Origin of the sequence: Luteimonas huabeiensis HB2 (assembly GCF_000559025.1) — a bacterium.
Taxonomy (GTDB): domain Bacteria; phylum Pseudomonadota; class Gammaproteobacteria; order Xanthomonadales; family Xanthomonadaceae; genus Luteimonas; species Luteimonas huabeiensis.
Map to the genome: position 1 here is coordinate 87,293 of NZ_JAAN01000031.1, position 15,479 is coordinate 102,771.

General features: G+C 73.6%; 14 protein-coding genes. 4 read left to right on the forward strand and 10 right to left on the reverse strand.

Going from position 1 to position 15,479, the window contains the following annotated elements; translation table 11 throughout:
- Positions 1-97: 97 nt before the first annotated feature.
- The 3 genes from Z164_RS0112755 to Z164_RS0112765 all read right to left on the reverse strand — a co-directional run bounded on the left by Z164_RS0112755 (position 98) and on the right by Z164_RS0112765 (position 3,453).
- Positions 98-1,750 (reverse strand): acyl-CoA dehydrogenase family protein, encoded by a 1,653-nt coding sequence (locus Z164_RS0112755; RefSeq protein WP_024891076.1) that lies wholly within the window; start codon positions 1,748-1,750, stop codon positions 98-100.
- A complete protein-coding gene (locus tag Z164_RS0112760; RefSeq protein ID WP_024891077.1) occupies positions 1,747-3,024 on the reverse strand; it encodes an FAD-dependent oxidoreductase in 1,278 nt (425 codons plus the stop codon). The genes Z164_RS0112755 and Z164_RS0112760 overlap by 4 nt, the downstream gene beginning before the upstream one ends.
- 222 nt (positions 3,025-3,246) lie before the next feature.
- Positions 3,247-3,453: a cold-shock protein gene (locus Z164_RS0112765; protein WP_024891078.1), complete on the reverse strand. Its 207-nt coding sequence runs from the start codon at positions 3,451-3,453 to the stop codon at positions 3,247-3,249.
- A gap of 480 nt (positions 3,454-3,933) precedes the next feature.
- Between Z164_RS0112765 and lldP the strand changes: the two genes are divergently transcribed.
- The 4 genes from lldP to dld all read left to right on the forward strand — a co-directional run bounded on the left by lldP (position 3,934) and on the right by dld (position 9,312).
- Positions 3,934-5,610: an L-lactate permease gene (gene lldP, locus Z164_RS0112770; protein ID WP_024891079.1), complete on the forward strand. Its 1,677-nt coding sequence runs from the start codon at positions 3,934-3,936 to the stop codon at positions 5,608-5,610.
- Between the two features lie 62 nt (positions 5,611-5,672).
- Positions 5,673-6,419, forward strand: a complete 747-nt coding sequence (gene lldR / locus Z164_RS0112775) for a transcriptional regulator LldR (RefSeq protein WP_043690065.1) — start codon at positions 5,673-5,675, stop codon at positions 6,417-6,419.
- Positions 6,420-6,433: 14 nt separating this feature from the next.
- On the forward strand, positions 6,434-7,594 hold the full coding sequence (gene lldD / locus Z164_RS0112780) for an FMN-dependent L-lactate dehydrogenase LldD (RefSeq protein ID WP_024891081.1): 1,161 nt from the start codon (positions 6,434-6,436) through the stop codon (positions 7,592-7,594).
- Positions 7,591-9,312, forward strand: a complete 1,722-nt coding sequence (gene dld / locus Z164_RS0112785; protein WP_024891082.1) for a D-lactate dehydrogenase — start codon at positions 7,591-7,593, stop codon at positions 9,310-9,312. The genes lldD and dld overlap by 4 nt, the downstream gene beginning before the upstream one ends.
- A gap of 323 nt (positions 9,313-9,635) precedes the next feature.
- Here the strand turns inward: dld and Z164_RS0112790 are convergent, their stop codons facing one another.
- The 7 genes from Z164_RS0112790 to Z164_RS0112820 form a co-directional block, all read right to left on the reverse strand.
- The gene (locus Z164_RS0112790; RefSeq protein ID WP_024891083.1) at positions 9,636-10,394 is read right to left on the reverse strand and encodes an S-methyl-5'-thioinosine phosphorylase; all 759 of its coding nucleotides are present in this window, start codon (positions 10,392-10,394) and stop codon (positions 9,636-9,638) included.
- Positions 10,391-10,948, reverse strand: a complete 558-nt coding sequence (locus Z164_RS0112795) for a hypoxanthine-guanine phosphoribosyltransferase (protein WP_024891084.1) — start codon at positions 10,946-10,948, stop codon at positions 10,391-10,393. Before Z164_RS0112795 ends, Z164_RS0112790 begins: the two co-directional genes overlap by 4 nt.
- Complete coding sequence (gene nagZ, locus Z164_RS0112800) at positions 10,945-11,946, reverse strand: beta-N-acetylhexosaminidase (protein WP_024891085.1); 1,002 nt, start codon at positions 11,944-11,946, stop codon at positions 10,945-10,947. The genes Z164_RS0112795 and nagZ overlap by 4 nt, the downstream gene beginning before the upstream one ends.
- Before the next feature lie 63 nt (positions 11,947-12,009).
- The gene (locus Z164_RS0112805) at positions 12,010-12,729 is read right to left on the reverse strand and encodes a DsbA family oxidoreductase (protein ID WP_024891086.1); all 720 of its coding nucleotides are present in this window, start codon (positions 12,727-12,729) and stop codon (positions 12,010-12,012) included.
- Positions 12,726-13,256, reverse strand: coding sequence for a CYTH domain-containing protein (locus tag Z164_RS0112810; RefSeq protein ID WP_024891087.1), 531 nt, complete (start codon positions 13,254-13,256; stop codon positions 12,726-12,728). Before Z164_RS0112810 ends, Z164_RS0112805 begins: the two co-directional genes overlap by 4 nt.
- 91 nt (positions 13,257-13,347) lie before the next feature.
- The gene (gene rlmD, locus Z164_RS0112815; protein ID WP_201769602.1) at positions 13,348-14,742 is read right to left on the reverse strand and encodes a 23S rRNA (uracil(1939)-C(5))-methyltransferase RlmD; all 1,395 of its coding nucleotides are present in this window, start codon (positions 14,740-14,742) and stop codon (positions 13,348-13,350) included.
- Between the two features lie 137 nt (positions 14,743-14,879).
- Positions 14,880-15,467, reverse strand: coding sequence for a YdbL family probable chaperone protein (locus Z164_RS0112820; protein WP_024891089.1), 588 nt, complete (start codon positions 15,465-15,467; stop codon positions 14,880-14,882).
- Positions 15,468-15,479: the final 12 nt, after the last annotated feature.

Genomic DNA, 15,479 nt, shown 5'->3' on the forward strand with positions numbered 1-15,479 from the left:
TCCCGCGAGCGGGCGCATGTCGTCCCTTCTCCCGAAACAGCGTGCTCCCCGCCTGCGGGGGAAAATCCGCCGCCGGGGCACCCCCGGTCCCCGCCCGCTACGGAAGCGCGCGATCGATCAGCGCGACGAAGTCCGTCCCGGCCGGCAACGTGCCGAGGGCGAAGCCGTGCTCGCCGCCGAGGCGGCTGCGGCAGAACGCGGCCGCGGCGGGATTGCCGGCGCGCAGCAGCACGCCGGCCTGCAAGGCCAGCGCCAGCCGCTCGACCAGCCGGCGCGCGCCCAGCTCGCGCGCCTCGGCCGTCTCGTCGGCCTGCCGCGCCAGCGCCGCGTCGAGCGCCTCGAGCGCGGCGTCGTAGGCCGGGTCGCGGCCGGCGGCCGCGCGCAGTTCCTCGCGCAGCGCGCGCCCGCTCGCCGGCTCGCGCGCCAGCGCGCGCAGCACGTCCAGGCACTGGATGTTGCCGCTGCCCTCCCAGATCGAGTTCAGCGGCGCCTGCCGGTACAGCCGCGGCAGGATCGATTCCTCGACGTAGCCGGCGCCGCCGAGGCACTCCTGCGCCTCGTTGACCACCACCGGCGCGCGGCGGCAGACCCAGTACTTGCCGATCGCGGTGGCCACGCGGGCGAACGCCGCCTCGGCGGCGTCGCCGCGGGCGCCGACATCGACCGCGCGCGCCACGCGCATCGCCAGCGCCAGCGCGGCCTCGGCCTCCAGGGCGAGGTCGGCCAGCACGTTGCGCATCAGCGGCTGCGCGGCCAGCGCGCGCCCGAACGCGGCGCGGTGGCGGGCATGGTGCACGGCCTGCGCCAGCGCCATGCGCATCTCGGCGGCGGAGCCGAGCATGCAGTCCAGCCGGGTCAGCATGACCATCTCGATGATGGTCTGCACGCCGCGGCCTTCGTCGCCGATCCGCAACGCCCAGGCGTCGTCGAACTCGACCTCGCTGGAGGCGTTGGCCCAGTCGCCGAGCTTGTCCTTGAGCCGCATCAGCCGGAAGCCGTTGCGCAGGCCGTCGGGGCGCCAGCGCGGCATCAGGAAGCAGCTCAGGCCGGCCGGCGCCTGCGCCAGCACCAGGAAGCCGTCGGACATCGGCGCCGAGAAGAACCACTTGTGCCCCTGCAGCGCGTACTCGCCCTCGGCCTGCAGCGGCGTGGCGAGGGTGCGGTTGGCGCGCACGTCGCTGCCGCCCTGCTTCTCGGTCATGCCCATGCCGACGGTCAGGCCGCGCTTGGCGGCGGCCGGCGCGTCGGCGGGGTCGTAGACGCAGGCGGCGATGCCCGCGACCCAGTCGCGCAGGCGCGGCTCGCGCGCCAGCACCGGCACCGCGGCATGGGTCATGGTCAGCGGACAGCTGGTGCCGGCCTCGGCCTGGTGGTGCAGGTAGCTCAGCGCCGCGCGGGCGACGTGCGCGCCGGCGCGCGGCTCGCGCCAGGACAGGCCGGCCACGCCATGCCCGATGGCCTGCGACATCAGCGCGTGGTAGTTCGGGTGGAACTCCACCCGGTCGATGCGCTGGCCGAAGCGGTCGTGGGTGCGCAGGCGCGGGCGGTCGCGGTTGGCGTCGAAGCCGAGGGCGTAGAGGGTGTCGCCGGCGAGCGCGCCGTAGCTCGCGATCGCCTCGGCCCAGTCGCCGCCGCCCTCGCGGGCGAGGGCCTCGCGCAGCGCGGCGTCGTCGGCCCACAGGTCGCGCGGCGCGAACTCCGGCGGCTGGTTCAGCGCGGCCAGCGCGGCCGCGGACGATTCGGCGTTCATGGCAGGCCTCCCGCTTCGACCGGATCAGTGTAGGCCGGCGCGGGCGCCGCCGCCGCCGCGAGCGCGTCGAGCAACGCCGGCGCCAGCGCGAAGGTGCCGAACCAGCCCAGGCGGGTGCCGGTCAGCACCCGCAGGCTCTGGGCGCGCAGCCCGGGGACGCGGGTGAGCGGATGGAAGACCCGGTCGCGCAGGCGCGCGGCGTAGTCCAGATCCGACTGGAACAGCGGCGTCAGCCAGCGGCTCCAGCGCTGGTACACGCGCACGTGGGCGAGCCGCGCGCGCTGCCACTGCGCCAGTGCGCGCTCCACGTCGGCGTGCGCGCGCAACGCGTCGCGCAGGGCGCGGGCGTCGAGCAGGGCCATGTTGACGCCCTGCCCCAGCTGCGGGCTCATCGCGTGGGCGGCATCGCCGATCAGCGCGGCGCGGCCGGCGTACCAGCGCGCGTGGACCGCATCGCGGTAGCGCGCCCGCGCCAGCCCCTGCGGCACCGGCGTGGCGGCCAGCCGCTCGCCGGCCTCGGGCCAGAGCGCGTCGAGCCCGGCGCGCCAGGCGGATTCGCCCGGCCATGCGGCATCCTCGAGCGCGGCGGCGGGCACGCTCCAGAAGAAGCTGGTGCGCGGCACCGGATCGTCGGGATGCGTGCCGACCGGCAGCATGCCGGCCATGCAGCGGGCCCGGCGGTAGCGCTGGCGCAGTTCCGCGGGCCAGGGCCAGGCGCCGGTCTCGACCAGGCACCACTGCGCGCCCCAGGGATAGGGGCGGTCGTAGCGCGCGGGCGCGACCTGGCCGCGCAGGGAGGAGCCGCTGCCGTCGGCGACCAGCACCAGGTCGTAGGGCCCGTGGCGATGGCCGTCGGCGTCGGTCAGCCGGCCCTCGCGCACGTCGACCGAAACGATCGCGCAGCCGGCGCGCAGCGAACGCCGCGAGGTCCAGGCGCGGTCGAGCAGCGAGAACAGCGTGCCGCGCTGCAGGCCGAGCCCGAACAGGCGCGGCTCCAGCTCGGCGTAGCGCATGTCCATGACCGGGCGGCCGGCATCGGTCTCGCCGTAGAGGCGCAGGATGCGCGCGCCGTGGGCGAACGCGGACTCCAGCAACCCGAGCTCCCACAGCACCTCCAGGCCGGTGGGCTGCAGCAGGAAGCCGGCGCCGACCGGGCGCGGCTGCGGCGCGCGCTCGAACGCCTCGACCCGGTGGCCATCGCGCGACAGCAGCAGCGCGGCGGCCTGGCCGGCGGTGCCGTAACCGACGATTGCGATCGACAGCTCGCGGCTCATGCGCGCATCCCCCGGAACCGGTTCAAATCCTGCCGCGAGCGCAGCCGGGTGGCGCGTGGCGCAGCGCAGCAAGCGCAGTGCACGAGCGGCACAGAGCATTCATGGCCGCCATCGCTGGCGCACCGCACGCGCGCCAGCTGGCAAGCGCAGCAAGAATTCGAACGGGTTCCACGAAAAAGGCCCCGCGCGGACGCGGGGCCTGGACAGGACGGGCCCGAGCCGTCAGGCGACCGGGGAAACGCCGGAGGCCTGTGCGCCCTTCGGCCCCTGGGTCACCTCGTAGCTGACGCGCTGACCTTCCTGCAGGCTGCGGAAGCCCTTGGACTCGATGGCCGAGTAATGGACGAATACGTCCGATCCCCCGTCTTCCGGGGCGATGAAGCCGAAACCCTTGGCATCGTTGAACCACTTCACTGTGCCGTATTGCATAACCCTTCCACCTCGTCTGGATGCGATAGCGTGCGCCGGGACGCACGGCCCGAGTATCGAAGCAATTTCCGGCGCTTGCAATCCGATCGCCGCCGATCGAGGACGCATGGCGGCGGGAATGGACGCGACGGTCGGCGGCGAGCGCATCCGGCGACCGCCGAAGTGTGATCGCGTTTGCAGCTTCCGCGGAATGCACGGCGGCGACCGCCGAAGCGGCGGCATCCGCAGCGTGTCCAGCATCCGGCGGGCGGCACCGCCCGGCCAGTCGATCGAGACGGCCAGACTCAATTGGTATGACCAATATCGACTTAGCCTATGGTCTCAGTTGACCCCGCGGCCTTACTGCGCGTCTAATCCCAGCCGAACACCGGTATCCCTGCATTATTGGTCATACCAATCAGGCGTACCAACGCCTTCGTGCACGACCCCGGCCCGCGACGCGCGCCGCCCTTCCGCTCAGCTTCCGGGACCACCGCGCCGATGCAGCCCTGGCCGCAGTTCTACGACCCCGCCGGCAACCTCTGGATCTCCAGCGCCGTCGCCGCGATCCCGATCGCGTTCTTCTTCTTCGCCCTGGTCGTCGCCCGGCTCAAGGGCTGGCTGGCGGGCACGCTGACCGTGCTGCTCGCGCTGGCGGTCGCGCTGCTGTTCTACCGCATGCCGGCCGACCGCGCGCTGGCCTCGGCCGCCTACGGCTTCGTCTACGGCCTGTGGCCGATCGCGTGGATCATCATCGGCGCGGTGTTCCTCTACAAGGTCTCGGTCAGGACCGGCCAGTTCGACATCATCCGCGCCTCGATCCTCTCGGTGACCGAGGACCAGCGCCTGCAGATGCTGCTGGTCGGCTTCGCCTTCGGCGCCTTCCTGGAGGGTGCGGCCGGCTTCGGCGCGCCGGTGGCGATCACCGCGGCGCTGCTGGTGGGGCTGGGCTTCAAGCCGCTGTACGCGGCCGGGCTGTGCCTGATCGCCAACACCGCCCCGGTCGCGTTCGGGGCGATGGGGATCCCGATCATCGTCGCCGGGCAGGTCACCGGCCTGGACGCGTTCGAGATCGGCCAGATGGCCGGCCGCCAGTTGCCGTTCCTGACGATCATCGTGCTGTTCTGGATCATGGCGATCATGGACGGCTGGCGCGGCATCCGCGAGACCTGGCCGGCGGTGCTGGTGGGCGGCGGCTCGTTCGCGATCGTGCAGTTCCTGACCTCGAACTACATCGGCCCGGAACTGCCCGACATCACCTCGGCGATCGCCTCGCTGGTCTGCCTGACGCTGTTCCTGCGGGTGTGGCAGCCGCGGCGCATCTTCCGCTTCGAGCCGGATGCGGCGGACGCCCCGGCCGGCGGCGCGGCGCCCGTGCGGGCCCCGGCGCCGCCGGCGCGCCACTCGACCGGCGCGATCGTCAAGGCCTGGTCGCCCTTCATCGTGCTGACCGCCATGGTGTCGATCTGGAGCGTCAAGCCGTTCAAGGCGCTGTTCGCGCCGGGCGGCGCGCTGCAGGACTGGGTGCTCGCGGTCCCGGTTCCGTTCCTGCACCGGCTGGTGGAGAAGACGCCGCCGATCGTCGGCGAGGCCGCGCCCTACGATGCGGTCTACCGCTTCGACTGGTTCTCGGCCACCGGCACCGCGATCCTGATCGCCGCGCTGATCTCGATCGCGTTGCTGCGGATGCGGCCGGCGCAGGCCGTGGCCACCTTCGGCGAGACGCTGAAGGAACTGCGCACGCCGATCTACTCGATCGGCATGGTGCTGGCGTTCGCGTTCGTCGCCAACTACTCCGGCCTGTCGGCGACGCTGGCGCTGGCGATGGCGCACACCGGCGATGCGTTCACGTTCTTCTCGCCGTTCCTGGGCTGGCTCGGCGTGTTCCTGACCGGTTCCGACACCTCGGCCAACGCGCTGTTCGCCGCGCTGCAGGCCAACACCGCGCAGCAGATCGGCGTGCCGGAGGTGCTGCTGGTGGCGGCCAACACCACCGGCGGCGTGACCGGCAAGATGATCTCGCCGCAGTCGATCGCGATCGCCTGCGCGGCGGTCGGCCTGGCCGGCCGCGAATCGGACCTGTTCCGCTTCACCGTCAAGCACAGCCTGGCCTTCGCGGCGATGGTCGGCATCATCACCACGCTGCAGGCGCACGTGCTGCCCTGGATGATCCCGTGACCCCGCCGCCCCGCCGCACCGCGCCCGCACCGCCGCCTCGCGAGGACGCGCCGGCCGCGCGCCTGCCCGACCGCGTCGCCGAGCGGCTGCAAGCGCTGATCCGCGACCGCGACCTGCGGCCCGGCGACCGCCTGCCGGCCGAGCGCGCGCTGGCGCTCGAGCTCGGGGTCTCGCGCGCCGCGCTGCGCGAGGCGATCGCCCGGCTGTCGAGCCTCGGCCTGCTGCGCGCGCGCCAAGGCGGCGGCACCTACGTGCTCGCCCGCGACGCGGCCGACCGGGCGGCCATCGAACCGCTGATGCCCTACGTCTCGGTGTTCCGCAGCGACCCGGAGTACCGCTTCGACGTGCTGGAGATCCGCCACGCGCTGGAAGGCATGGCGGCCTGGCACGCGGCGCTGCGCGCGACCGGCGACGACCGCGCGCGCATCGCCGCGGCGTTCGATTCGATGATGTCCGTGCACGGCCGCAACGACCCGGCCGGCGAGGCGCGGGCCGACGCCGCGTTCCACCTGTCGATCGCCGAGGCCTCGCACAACCTGGTGCTGCTGCAGGTCATGCGCGGCCTGTTCGAGCTGCTGCAGACCAACATCTCGCAAAGCCGCGAAAAGCTCTACCTGTCGCCACGCACCTTCGAGCCGCTGTCGGTGCAGCACCGCGAGATGCGCGACGCGGTCCTCGCCGGCGACCCGGAGCGCGCGCGCGCCGCCGCGCACGCCCACCTGGAATTCGTGCACACCTCGCTGCGCGAGCTCGACGACAACGAGGCGCGCCGCGCGCGCGCCTCGCGCCTGCCCCCGTCGCACCGCTGAAGACTCCCGCGACCATGATCATCTCCGCCTCCACCGACTACCGCGCCGCCGCGCAGTCCCGGCTGCCGCCGTTCCTGTTCCACTACATCGACGGCGGCGCCTACGCCGAGCGCACCCTGCGCCGCAACGTCGCCGACCTCGAGGACGTCGCGCTGCGCCAGCGCATCCTCCGCGACGTCGCCGAGCTGGACCTGTCGACCGAACTGTTCGGCGAGCGGCTGGCGTTCCCGGCGGCGCTGGCGCCGGTCGGCCTGACCGGCATGTACGCGCGCCGCGGCGAGGTCCAGGCCGCGCGCGCCGCAGCCGCCAGCGGCATCCCGTTCACGCTGTCCACGGTGTCGGTGTGCCCGATCGAGGAGGTGGCGCCGGCGATCGAACGGCCGATGTGGTTCCAGCTCTACGTGCTGCGGGACCGCGGCTTCATGCGCAACGCGCTGGAGCGCGCGCAGGCGGCCGGCTGCTCGACCCTGGTGTTCACCGTCGACATGCCCACCCCCGGCGCGCGCTACCGCGACGCGCACTCGGGCATGAGCGGACCGAACGCGCCGCTGCGGCGCATGCTGCAGGCCGCCGCCCACCCGCGCTGGGCCTGGGACGTCGGCCTGCTCGGCCGCCCGCACGACCTGGGCAACATCTCGCGCTACCGCGGCCACCCCACCGGGCTGGCCGACTACATCGGCTGGCTGGCGGCGAACTTCGATCCGTCGATCTCGTGGAAGGACCTGGAATGGATCCGCGAGTTCTGGACCGGTCCGATGGTCATCAAGGGCATCCTCGACCCCGAGGACGCGCGCGACGCGGTGCGCTTCGGCGCCGACGGCATCGTGGTCTCCAACCACGGCGGGCGCCAGCTCGACGGCGTGCTGTCGACCGCGCGCGCGCTGCCGGCGATCGCCGACGCGGTCGGCGGCGAGCTGAAGATCCTGGCCGACTCGGGCGTGCGCAACGGCCTGGACATCGTGCGCATGCTGGCGCTCGGCGCCGACGCGGTGCTGCTCGGCCGCGTCTTCGTCTACGCGCTGGCGGCCGCCGGCGGCGCGGGCGTGGAGCACCTGCTCGACCTGCTGCAGCGCGAGATGCGCGTGGCGATGACCCTGACCGGCGCCCGCACCGTCGCCGACATCGGCCGCGACACCCTCGCCGCGGCCGAGCGCGACCGCGCCGTCTCGCCATGAGCCGGCCGGCGACCGGCGCCGCCGTCCCCGCCGCACGGTTGCTGGCGCGCCTGCGCGAGATCGCCGGCGCGCGCCACGTGCTGACCGGCGACAAGGCCACGCGCGGCTACCGCAAGGGCTACCGCTTCGGCGAAGGCCCGGTGCTCGCGGTGGTCAGGCCGGGCAGCCTGGTCGAGATGTGGCGGGCGCTGCAGGCGATCGTCGATGCGGGCCGCATCGTCATCATGCAGGCCGCCAACACCGGGCTGACCGGCGGCTCCACGCCCGACGGCGACGGCTACGACCGCGAGATCGTGCTGGTCAGCACCCGCCGCCTGGACGGCGTGCAGCCGATCCGCGACGGCCGCCAGGTGGTCTGCCTGCCCGGCGCCACCCTCGACCGGCTGGAGAAGACGCTGGCGCCGCTGGGCCGCGAGCCGCACTCGGTGATCGGCTCCTCGTGCATCGGCGCCTCGGTGCTCGGCGGAATCTGCAACAACTCCGGCGGCGCGCTGGTACGGCGCGGCCCGGCCTACACCGAGCTGGCGCTGTTCGCACGGCTCGGCGAGGACGGCGCACTGCGCCTGGTCAACCACCTGGGCATCGAGCTGGGCGACGACCCGGAGACGATCCTGTCGCGCCTGCAGGCCGCCGACTACTCGGCGGCCGACATCCGCGACGATCCGGCGCGCGCCGCCTCCGACCCGCGCTACGCGCGCGACGTGCGCGAAGTCGATGCGCCGACACCGGCGCGCTACAACGCCGACCCGTCGCGGCTGTACGAGGCCTCCGGCTCGGCCGGCCGGCTGGCGGTGTTCGCGGTGCGCCTGGACACCTTCGCGCGCGAGAGCGCGACGGTGTTCTACGTCGGCAGCAACGACCCCGACGACCTGACCGCGATCCGCCGCCACCTGCTGACCGCGCTGGACGAACTGCCGATCGCCGGCGAGTACATCCACCGCGACGCCTACGACATCGGCGAGCGCTACGGCAAGGACGTGTTCCTGCTGATCGACCGCTTCGGCACCGACAAGGTGCCGGCCGCGTTCGCCCTCAAGAGCCGCATCGACGGCTGGTGCGAGCGCATCGGCCTGCGCGGGGCGACCGACCACGCGCTGCAGGCGCTGACCGCGCTGCTGCCCCGCCACCTGCCGCGGCGCATGCGCGAGTTCCGCGCGCGCTACGAACACCACCTGCTGCTCAAGGTCGGCTCAGGCACCGCGGCGGCCACGGAGGCGTTCCTGGCGCAACGCTTCGCCGGCAGCGCGAACGGCGGCTGGTTCCGCTGCGACGCCGAGGAAGCGCGCAAGGCCTTCCTGCACCGCTTCGCGGTGGCCAGCGCGGCGATCCGCTACCGCGACACCCACCGGCGCAGCGTCGCCGACATCGTCGCGCTGGACATCGCCCTGCGCCGCAACGACCGCGACTGGGTCGAGACGCTGCCGCCGGAGATCGACGACGCGCTGGTCGCCCGGCTCTACTACGGGCACTTCCTCTGCCACGTGTTCCACCAGGACTACATCGTCCGCAAGGGCCACGACCCGCTGGCGATCGAGCATGCGATGTGGGCGCGCCTGGACGCGCGCGGCGCCGAATACCCGGCCGAGCACAACGTCGGCCACCTGTACCGCGCCAAGCCCGCGCTGGCGGCGTTCTACCGCGCGCTCGACCCGCGCAACGCCTTCAACCCCGGCATCGGCCGGACGCCGAAGGGCGTGGACTGGACGGACGGCCGATAGGGCGCCGCGCCGAAGCTGTCCTTCCTTCCGCAGGCGGGCGCATGTCGCGCCCTCTCCCGCGAGCCGGCGCATGTCGCTCCTTCTCCCGCGAGCGGGCGCATGCCGTCCCTTCTCCCGCAAGCGGGAGAAGGTGGCGCGCAGCGCCGGATGAGGGCACGTTCGCACGCCTGCGGTGTGCCCCCATCCGCCTTCGGCACCTTCCCCCGCTTTGCGGGGGAAGGGAAAAACGGGATGCCCCCCCCCCCCGCTTTGCGGGGGAAGGGAAAAACAGGGTGCCCCCGCATGCGGGGAGGGGAAAACCTGCGACCCGAGGCCGTAACAGCCTAGGCCACCAGCCGGCGCAGCAGCGGCGCGATGCCGGACGAGGCCGCGGCGACGTTGTCGAGCACGTCCTGGAAGGTGATCGCCTCGTCGGCCACCGGGCCGGCGCCCGCCGCCCAGTTGGCGACGATCGCCAGGCAGGCGTAGTCGAGGCCCAGCTCGCGCGCCAGCCCCGCTTCCGGCATGCCGGTCATGCCGACGAGGTCGCAGCCGTCGCGGCGCAGGCGGGCGATCTCGGCACGGGTCTCCAGCCGCGGTCCCTGGGTGGCGCCGTAGCAACCGCCGTCGACCACCGCCACGCCCGCCGCCGCCGCCGCGGCGAGCAGCGCCCGGCGCAGCGATGGCGTGTAGGGGTCGCCGAAGTCGACGTGCAGCACCTCGCTGCCCGGTTCCTCGCAGAAGGTGGCGATGCGGCCCCAGGTGTAGTCGATCAGTTGGTCCGGGCAGGCGAGCACGCGCGGGCCGAAGCGCTCGCCGATGCCGCCGACGGTGTTGAGCGCCACCACCCGCCGCGCGCCCAGCGCGTGCAGCGCGGCGAGGTTGGCGCGGTAGTTCACCCGATGCGGCGGCACCGAATGGCCCTCGCCGTGGCGGGCGAGGAAGGCCACGCGGCGGCCGTCGAGCCTGCCCACGCGCACCGGCCCGGACGGCGCGCCGTAGGGCGTGTCGGGCTGCAGGGTCTCCACGTCCTCCAGCTCGGCGATGCGGTAGAGGCCGGTGCCGCCGATGACCGCCAGGTCGATCCCGTTCATCGCGCTCATCCGGCCAACGCGTAGATCGCGGGCAGGTTGCGTCCCTGCTCGTGGTAGTCCATGCCGTAGCCGAACACGTAGCGATCCGGCACCTCGACGCCGACGTAGTCGGCGCAGACGCCGTCCACGCAACGGTCGTGGCGCTTGACCGCGAGCACGGCCACGCGCACCTCGGCCGCGTTCTGGTCCTCGCACCAGCGGCTCACCGCCTGCAGGGTGTGGCCCTCGTCGAGGATGTCGTCGACCAGCAGCACGCGGCGATCGCGCATCGGCGTGGCCGGCCGGTGCAGCCAGGCCAGGCCGGAGCCGGCGGTCTGGCCGCGGTAGCGGGTGGCATGCAGGTAATCGAACTGGAGGTCGAGCCCGCGCTCGCCGAGCGCGAACGCGAGCTGGGCGGCGAACGGCAGGCCGCCGTGCATCACGGTCACGAACAGCGGCGGCGGCTCGTCGTCGCGATAGTCGGCGCGGATGGCGTCGGCCATGCGCGCGATGGCGGCATCCAGCGCGGCGCGGTCGTGCAGCAGTTCGGCATCGCGCAGCGCGTCGGCGAGTCTGGGGGTCATGCGATGAAGCCTCCTGGCAGGTCGGCGCGCGCGGCGCCGTAGCGGGCATCGGCGAGCAGGCCGTCCCAGCCCCGCGCGCCGCGGCCGATCAGGCCGGTCAGGGCCATGGTGTTGAGGCGCCGGCCTTCCACCGCGGCCAGCGATTCGGCGACCAGCTCCGGGTGGCAGACCAGCACCACGTCGCAGCCGGCATCCAGGTGCGCGTCGATGCGCTGGCGCACGCCGCCGGCCGAATGCGCCGCGGCCATGCCGATGTCGTCGGAGAACACCACGCCGCGGAAGCCCAGCTCGCCGCGCAGGATGTCGCCGATCCAGCGCGGCGAGTAGCCGGCCGGCTCCGGCGCCACCTGCGGATAGGTCACGTGGGCGAGCATCACCGCATCGGCGCCGGCGGCGATGCCGGCCGCGAACGGCACCAGGTCCTCGGCGCGGATCGCTTCCAGCGGGCGGTCGTCGACGGCGGCGTCGAAGTGCGTGTCCTCGCGCACCGAGCCGTGGCCCGGGAAGTGCTTCAGGGTGGCGGCCATGCCGGCCTCGTGCATGCCCTGCACGTAGGCGCGGGCGAACGCGGCGACCACTTCGGGCGCGGCGTCGAAGGCGCGGTCGCCGATGGCGAGGTTGCCGCGGGCCAGGTCGACCACCGGCGCGAAGCTGAGGTCCACGCCGCTGGCGCGCACCTCGCTGGCCATCAGCCAGGCGTGCTCGCGGGCCGCGGCCAGCGCGGCCTGCGGGTCCTCGCGATAGCGGCGGCCGAAGGCTTCCAGCGGCGGCAGGTCGCTGTAGCCTTCGCGGAAGCGCTGCACGCGCCCGCCTTCCTGGTCCACGCAGACCAGTTGCGGGCGCGGCGCGGCCTCGCGGATCGCCGCCGAGAGCTCGGCCACCTGGTCGCGCGAGGCGAAGTTGCGCTTGAACAGGATCACCCCGGCGCAGGCGTCGTGCTGCAGCCAGTCGCGCTCCTGTGCGGCGAGTTCGGTGCCGGCGATGCCGATCACGAGCATGGAGATCTCCGCGGGCGGCGAGCGGGCCGCCCCGATGCGCATTGTCGCAGATGCCCGGCGCGCTCAGCGCGGCGCGGGATCGGGCACCGCGCAGCCGTCCGGGCCGCAGGCGCCGGCATCGTCCGCGCCCGGCGCCGCGCCGCCGTCTTGCGCCTCGGCCTGGGCGCGGCGCAACACCTCGGCGAACACCTCGGGCGGCTGCGCGCCCTGCACCGCGTAGCGGCCGTCGATCACGAAGGTCGGCACCGCCTGCACGCCGATCGACTGCGCCTGCGCCAGTTCCGCGTGCAGCGCGTCCAGCCCTTCGCTCGATCGCAGCAGCGCGCGCACCCGCGCCTCGCCCAGGCCGCCCGCGGCCGCGGCGGCGACCAGCACTTCCGGATCGGCCAGGTTGCGCCCTTCGGCGAAGTGGGCGTGGAACAGCGCCTCGGCCACCGCATCCGCGTCGCCCTCGCGCGCGGCCAGCGCCAGCACGCGGTGCGCGGGCACGGTGGTCACCCGCACCTGCCCGCGGTCGAAGTCGAACGGCAGCCCCTCGCCGCGGGCGGTCTGCTGGGTCTGCCGCAGCAACTGCGCGGCGCGCTCGGCGCCGCCGAACTTGCCGGCATAGGCCTCGCGCAGCGGCACCGGCGTCTCGTCGGCCTGCGGATCGAGCAGATAGGGATGCCAGTGGATCTCCAGCGCGGGCGCCTGCGCGCCGAGCGACTCGACCGCGCGCTCGAAGCGGCGCTTGCCGATCCAGCACCAGGGGCAGACCACGTCGGACCAGATATCGATTCTCATCCCATCGCCTGTTCGCCGGCGGGGCCGGCGCGTTCGTCGTCGCGCCAATGCGCGTAGGGTCTCGCGGCGAGCGCGAGGTTGTAGTAGCGCGGCAGCTCGGTGACCTCCGCGCCCAGCCACTCCGGCCGCTCGAAGGCCTCGTCCACCGCGCCCAGCTCGATCTCGGCGACCACCAGGCCGGCGTTGTCGCCCAGGAACTCGTCGATCTCCCACAGGTGCGCGCCGTGGCGGACCAGGTGGCGGCGCTTCTCGATCCGCCCGCACACGCACAGCGCGAACAGCGCGCGCGCGTCCTGCGCCGGGATCGCGTACTCGAACTCCTGCCGGCATGCGCCCAGCTCGCGCGACTTGATGTTGAGCCACGCCCCGTCGCCCTGCACGCGCACCCGCACCGAGGCGCGCTGATCGCCGCGCGCCATCGCGGCCTGGTCGTTGAGGTAGCCCTGCGCCATCGGCAGCACCGCGTGCGCGGCCGCACGCCATGCGTCCGAAGTCACCAGGAACTTGCGTTCGATCTCGAGATGCATGGGTCGGGGGCCGGGGTTCAGAGGCCAGGGGCCAGGGAAAAGCGGAAGCGCCGCGCTCGGGAGCGGATTCTAAATCTGCGAGACGATTCTCTTATCCGATGTCGGGCTCCAGGTCCTTCCCTGGCCCCTGGCCCCTGGCCGCTGGCCCCCGGCCCCCCGGCCCCCGCGTCTCGAACACCGCGATCGACTCGACGTGCGCGGTATGCGGGAACATGTCCATCACCCCGGCCGCGCGCAGCGCCCAGCCGCGCTCGCGCACCAGGTAGCCGGCGTCGCGCGCGAGCGAACCGGGGTGGCAGCTCACGTAGACGATGCGCTTCAGGCCGTCGAGCGGGAGCTGCCGCAGCACGCCGTCGGCGCCGGAGCGCGGCGGGTCCAGCAGCAGGCGGTCGAAGCCCTGCCGCGCCCACGGCTGGCCGGCGAGCGGCTGCGCCAGGTCGGCGGCATGGAACTCGACGTTGCCCAGGCCGTTGCGCCGGGCGTTCTCCCGCGCGCGCGCCACCAGGCCGGCATCGCCTTCCACGCCGACCACGTGCGCCGCGCCGCGCGCCAGCGGCAGGGTGAAGTTGCCCAGCCCGCAGAACAGGTCCAGCACCCGCTCGCCGGGCTGCGCGTCGAGCAGTTCCAGCGCCCGCGCGATCATCTTCTCGTTGAGACCGCGGTTGACCTGGATGAAGTCCAGCGGCCGGAAGCCCAGTTCCACGTCCCATTGCGGCAGGCGGAACGACAACGGCGGATCGGCCGGCCACAGCGCGTGCACCGAATCCACGCCGCCGGGCTGCAGGAAGACCGCGAACCCATGCTCGCGTGCGAAGGCTTCCAGCCGCTCGCGATCGGCCGCCGACAGCGGCGCCAGGTGGCGGAATACCAGGGCCACGGTCTGGTCGCCGGCGATGAACTCGATCTGCGGGATCTCGCGCCGCGCGTCCATCGCATCGACCAGCCGCGACAGCGCCTCCACCCGTTCGCCGATCTCCGGGATCGCGGTGTGGCAGATCGACAGATCGGCCACGAAGCGCGGATCCTGCTCGCGGAAGCCGACCAGGGTCTTGCCCTTCTTCTCGACCCGGCGCACCGAGAAGCGCCCCTTGCGGCGGTAGCCCCATTGCGCATCGGTCAGCGGCGGCAGCACCGCCTCCGGAGCGACGTGGCCGATGCGCTCGAAGTTCTCCAGCAGCACGCGCTGCTTGGCCAGGATCTGCTTGGATTCTTCCAGGTGCTGCAGCGCGCAGCCGCCGCACACGCCGAAGTGCGGGCAGCGCGGCTGGACGCGGTCGGGCGAGGCGCGCTCGACCTCGACGACGACCGCCTCGTCGAAGCTGCGCGAGCGCGCGGTCTGCTTCGCCAGCACCCGCTCGCCCGGCAGCGCGCCGGCGACGAACACGGTCTTGCCGTTCTCGCGGCGGGCCACGCCGCGGCCGTCATGGCTGAGATCGAGAATGTCGAGCGCGAACGGGGTCTGATCGATGCGGTTGGGTCGGGCCACGTGGCGACGGCTGCGGGCGGAAGGGGGCTTATTGTAGGGGTCAGGGGCCGGGGGCCAGGGGTCAGGGAGAAGCAAGAGCGGAAGCGCCGCGCGCGCGCGCCCGAGGCTTTTCCCTGGCCCCTGGCCCCTCCCCCCCGCTACTTCTGCCGCCAGGTGCCGCTCGCGTCCTGGTACCACCAGCCGGCGCGGGCGCGCTGCACCCATTGCTGGGCGAACACGTCGCGGATCTGGCTTTCCCACTCGGGGTGGCCGTTGGCCACCGCGATCTCGCGGTAGACCGCGCGGGCGTCTCGGTTCTGCTCGGCCACGGCCTGGTTCACCTGCGCGCGCTGCGGCATCGGGATGCTGCCGGCGTCGCGCACGGTGATCTCGCCGGCGCGGGTGAAGCCCAGCGCCCCGGAATCGAAATGCGGGGCCAGGGTGCCGCGGAAGCGCTCGGACATGCGCGAGCGGATCGCCTCGATGGCCGGCGTGCGGATGGTGATGTCCGGGCTCTGCGCGTGCGCGGTGGAGATGCCCAGCAGCATCAGCGGATGGAAACCGCCGCGCGAGGCCATGCCGCCGGGCGGCAGGGGCGCGGGCGGCTCGCCGCCGTCGCGGCCGATGACCTCGTCGACGAACTCGCGCGCGGCCTCGCGCGCCTCGGCGGCGGGGAAGTAGACGTTGATGGTGACGCAGGCGGTCAGCGCCAGGGCGGCGGCGAACGTGGCGAACCAGCGGGTCATGGGCGGTCTCCT

Excerpts from the sequence above, each read along its gene's own strand:
- Z164_RS0112795 (WP_024891084.1), bottom strand. The coding sequence starts at position 10,948 with ATGACCCCCAGACTCGCCGACGCGCTGCGCGATGCCGAACTGCTGCAC.
- Z164_RS0112755 (WP_024891076.1), bottom strand. The coding sequence starts at position 1,750 with ATGAACGCCGAATCGTCCGCGGCCGCGCTGGCCGCGCTGAACCAGCCG.
- dld (WP_024891082.1), top strand. The coding sequence starts at position 7,591 with ATGAGCCGGCCGGCGACCGGCGCCGCCGTCCCCGCCGCACGGTTGCTG.
- Z164_RS0112760 (WP_024891077.1), bottom strand. The coding sequence starts at position 3,024 with ATGAGCCGCGAGCTGTCGATCGCAATCGTCGGTTACGGCACCGCCGGC.
- lldD (WP_024891081.1), top strand. The coding sequence starts at position 6,434 with ATGATCATCTCCGCCTCCACCGACTACCGCGCCGCCGCGCAGTCCCGG.
- Z164_RS0112820 (WP_024891089.1), bottom strand. The coding sequence starts at position 15,467 with ATGACCCGCTGGTTCGCCACGTTCGCCGCCGCCCTGGCGCTGACCGCC.
- Z164_RS0112810 (WP_024891087.1), bottom strand. The coding sequence starts at position 13,256 with ATGCATCTCGAGATCGAACGCAAGTTCCTGGTGACTTCGGACGCATGG.
- Z164_RS0112765 (WP_024891078.1), bottom strand. The coding sequence starts at position 3,453 with ATGCAATACGGCACAGTGAAGTGGTTCAACGATGCCAAGGGTTTCGGC.
- Z164_RS0112805 (WP_024891086.1), bottom strand. The coding sequence starts at position 12,729 with ATGAGAATCGATATCTGGTCCGACGTGGTCTGCCCCTGGTGCTGGATC.
- lldP (WP_024891079.1), top strand. The coding sequence starts at position 3,934 with ATGCAGCCCTGGCCGCAGTTCTACGACCCCGCCGGCAACCTCTGGATC.
- nagZ (WP_024891085.1), bottom strand. The coding sequence starts at position 11,946 with ATGCTCGTGATCGGCATCGCCGGCACCGAACTCGCCGCACAGGAGCGC.
- Z164_RS0112790 (WP_024891083.1), bottom strand. The coding sequence starts at position 10,394 with ATGAGCGCGATGAACGGGATCGACCTGGCGGTCATCGGCGGCACCGGC.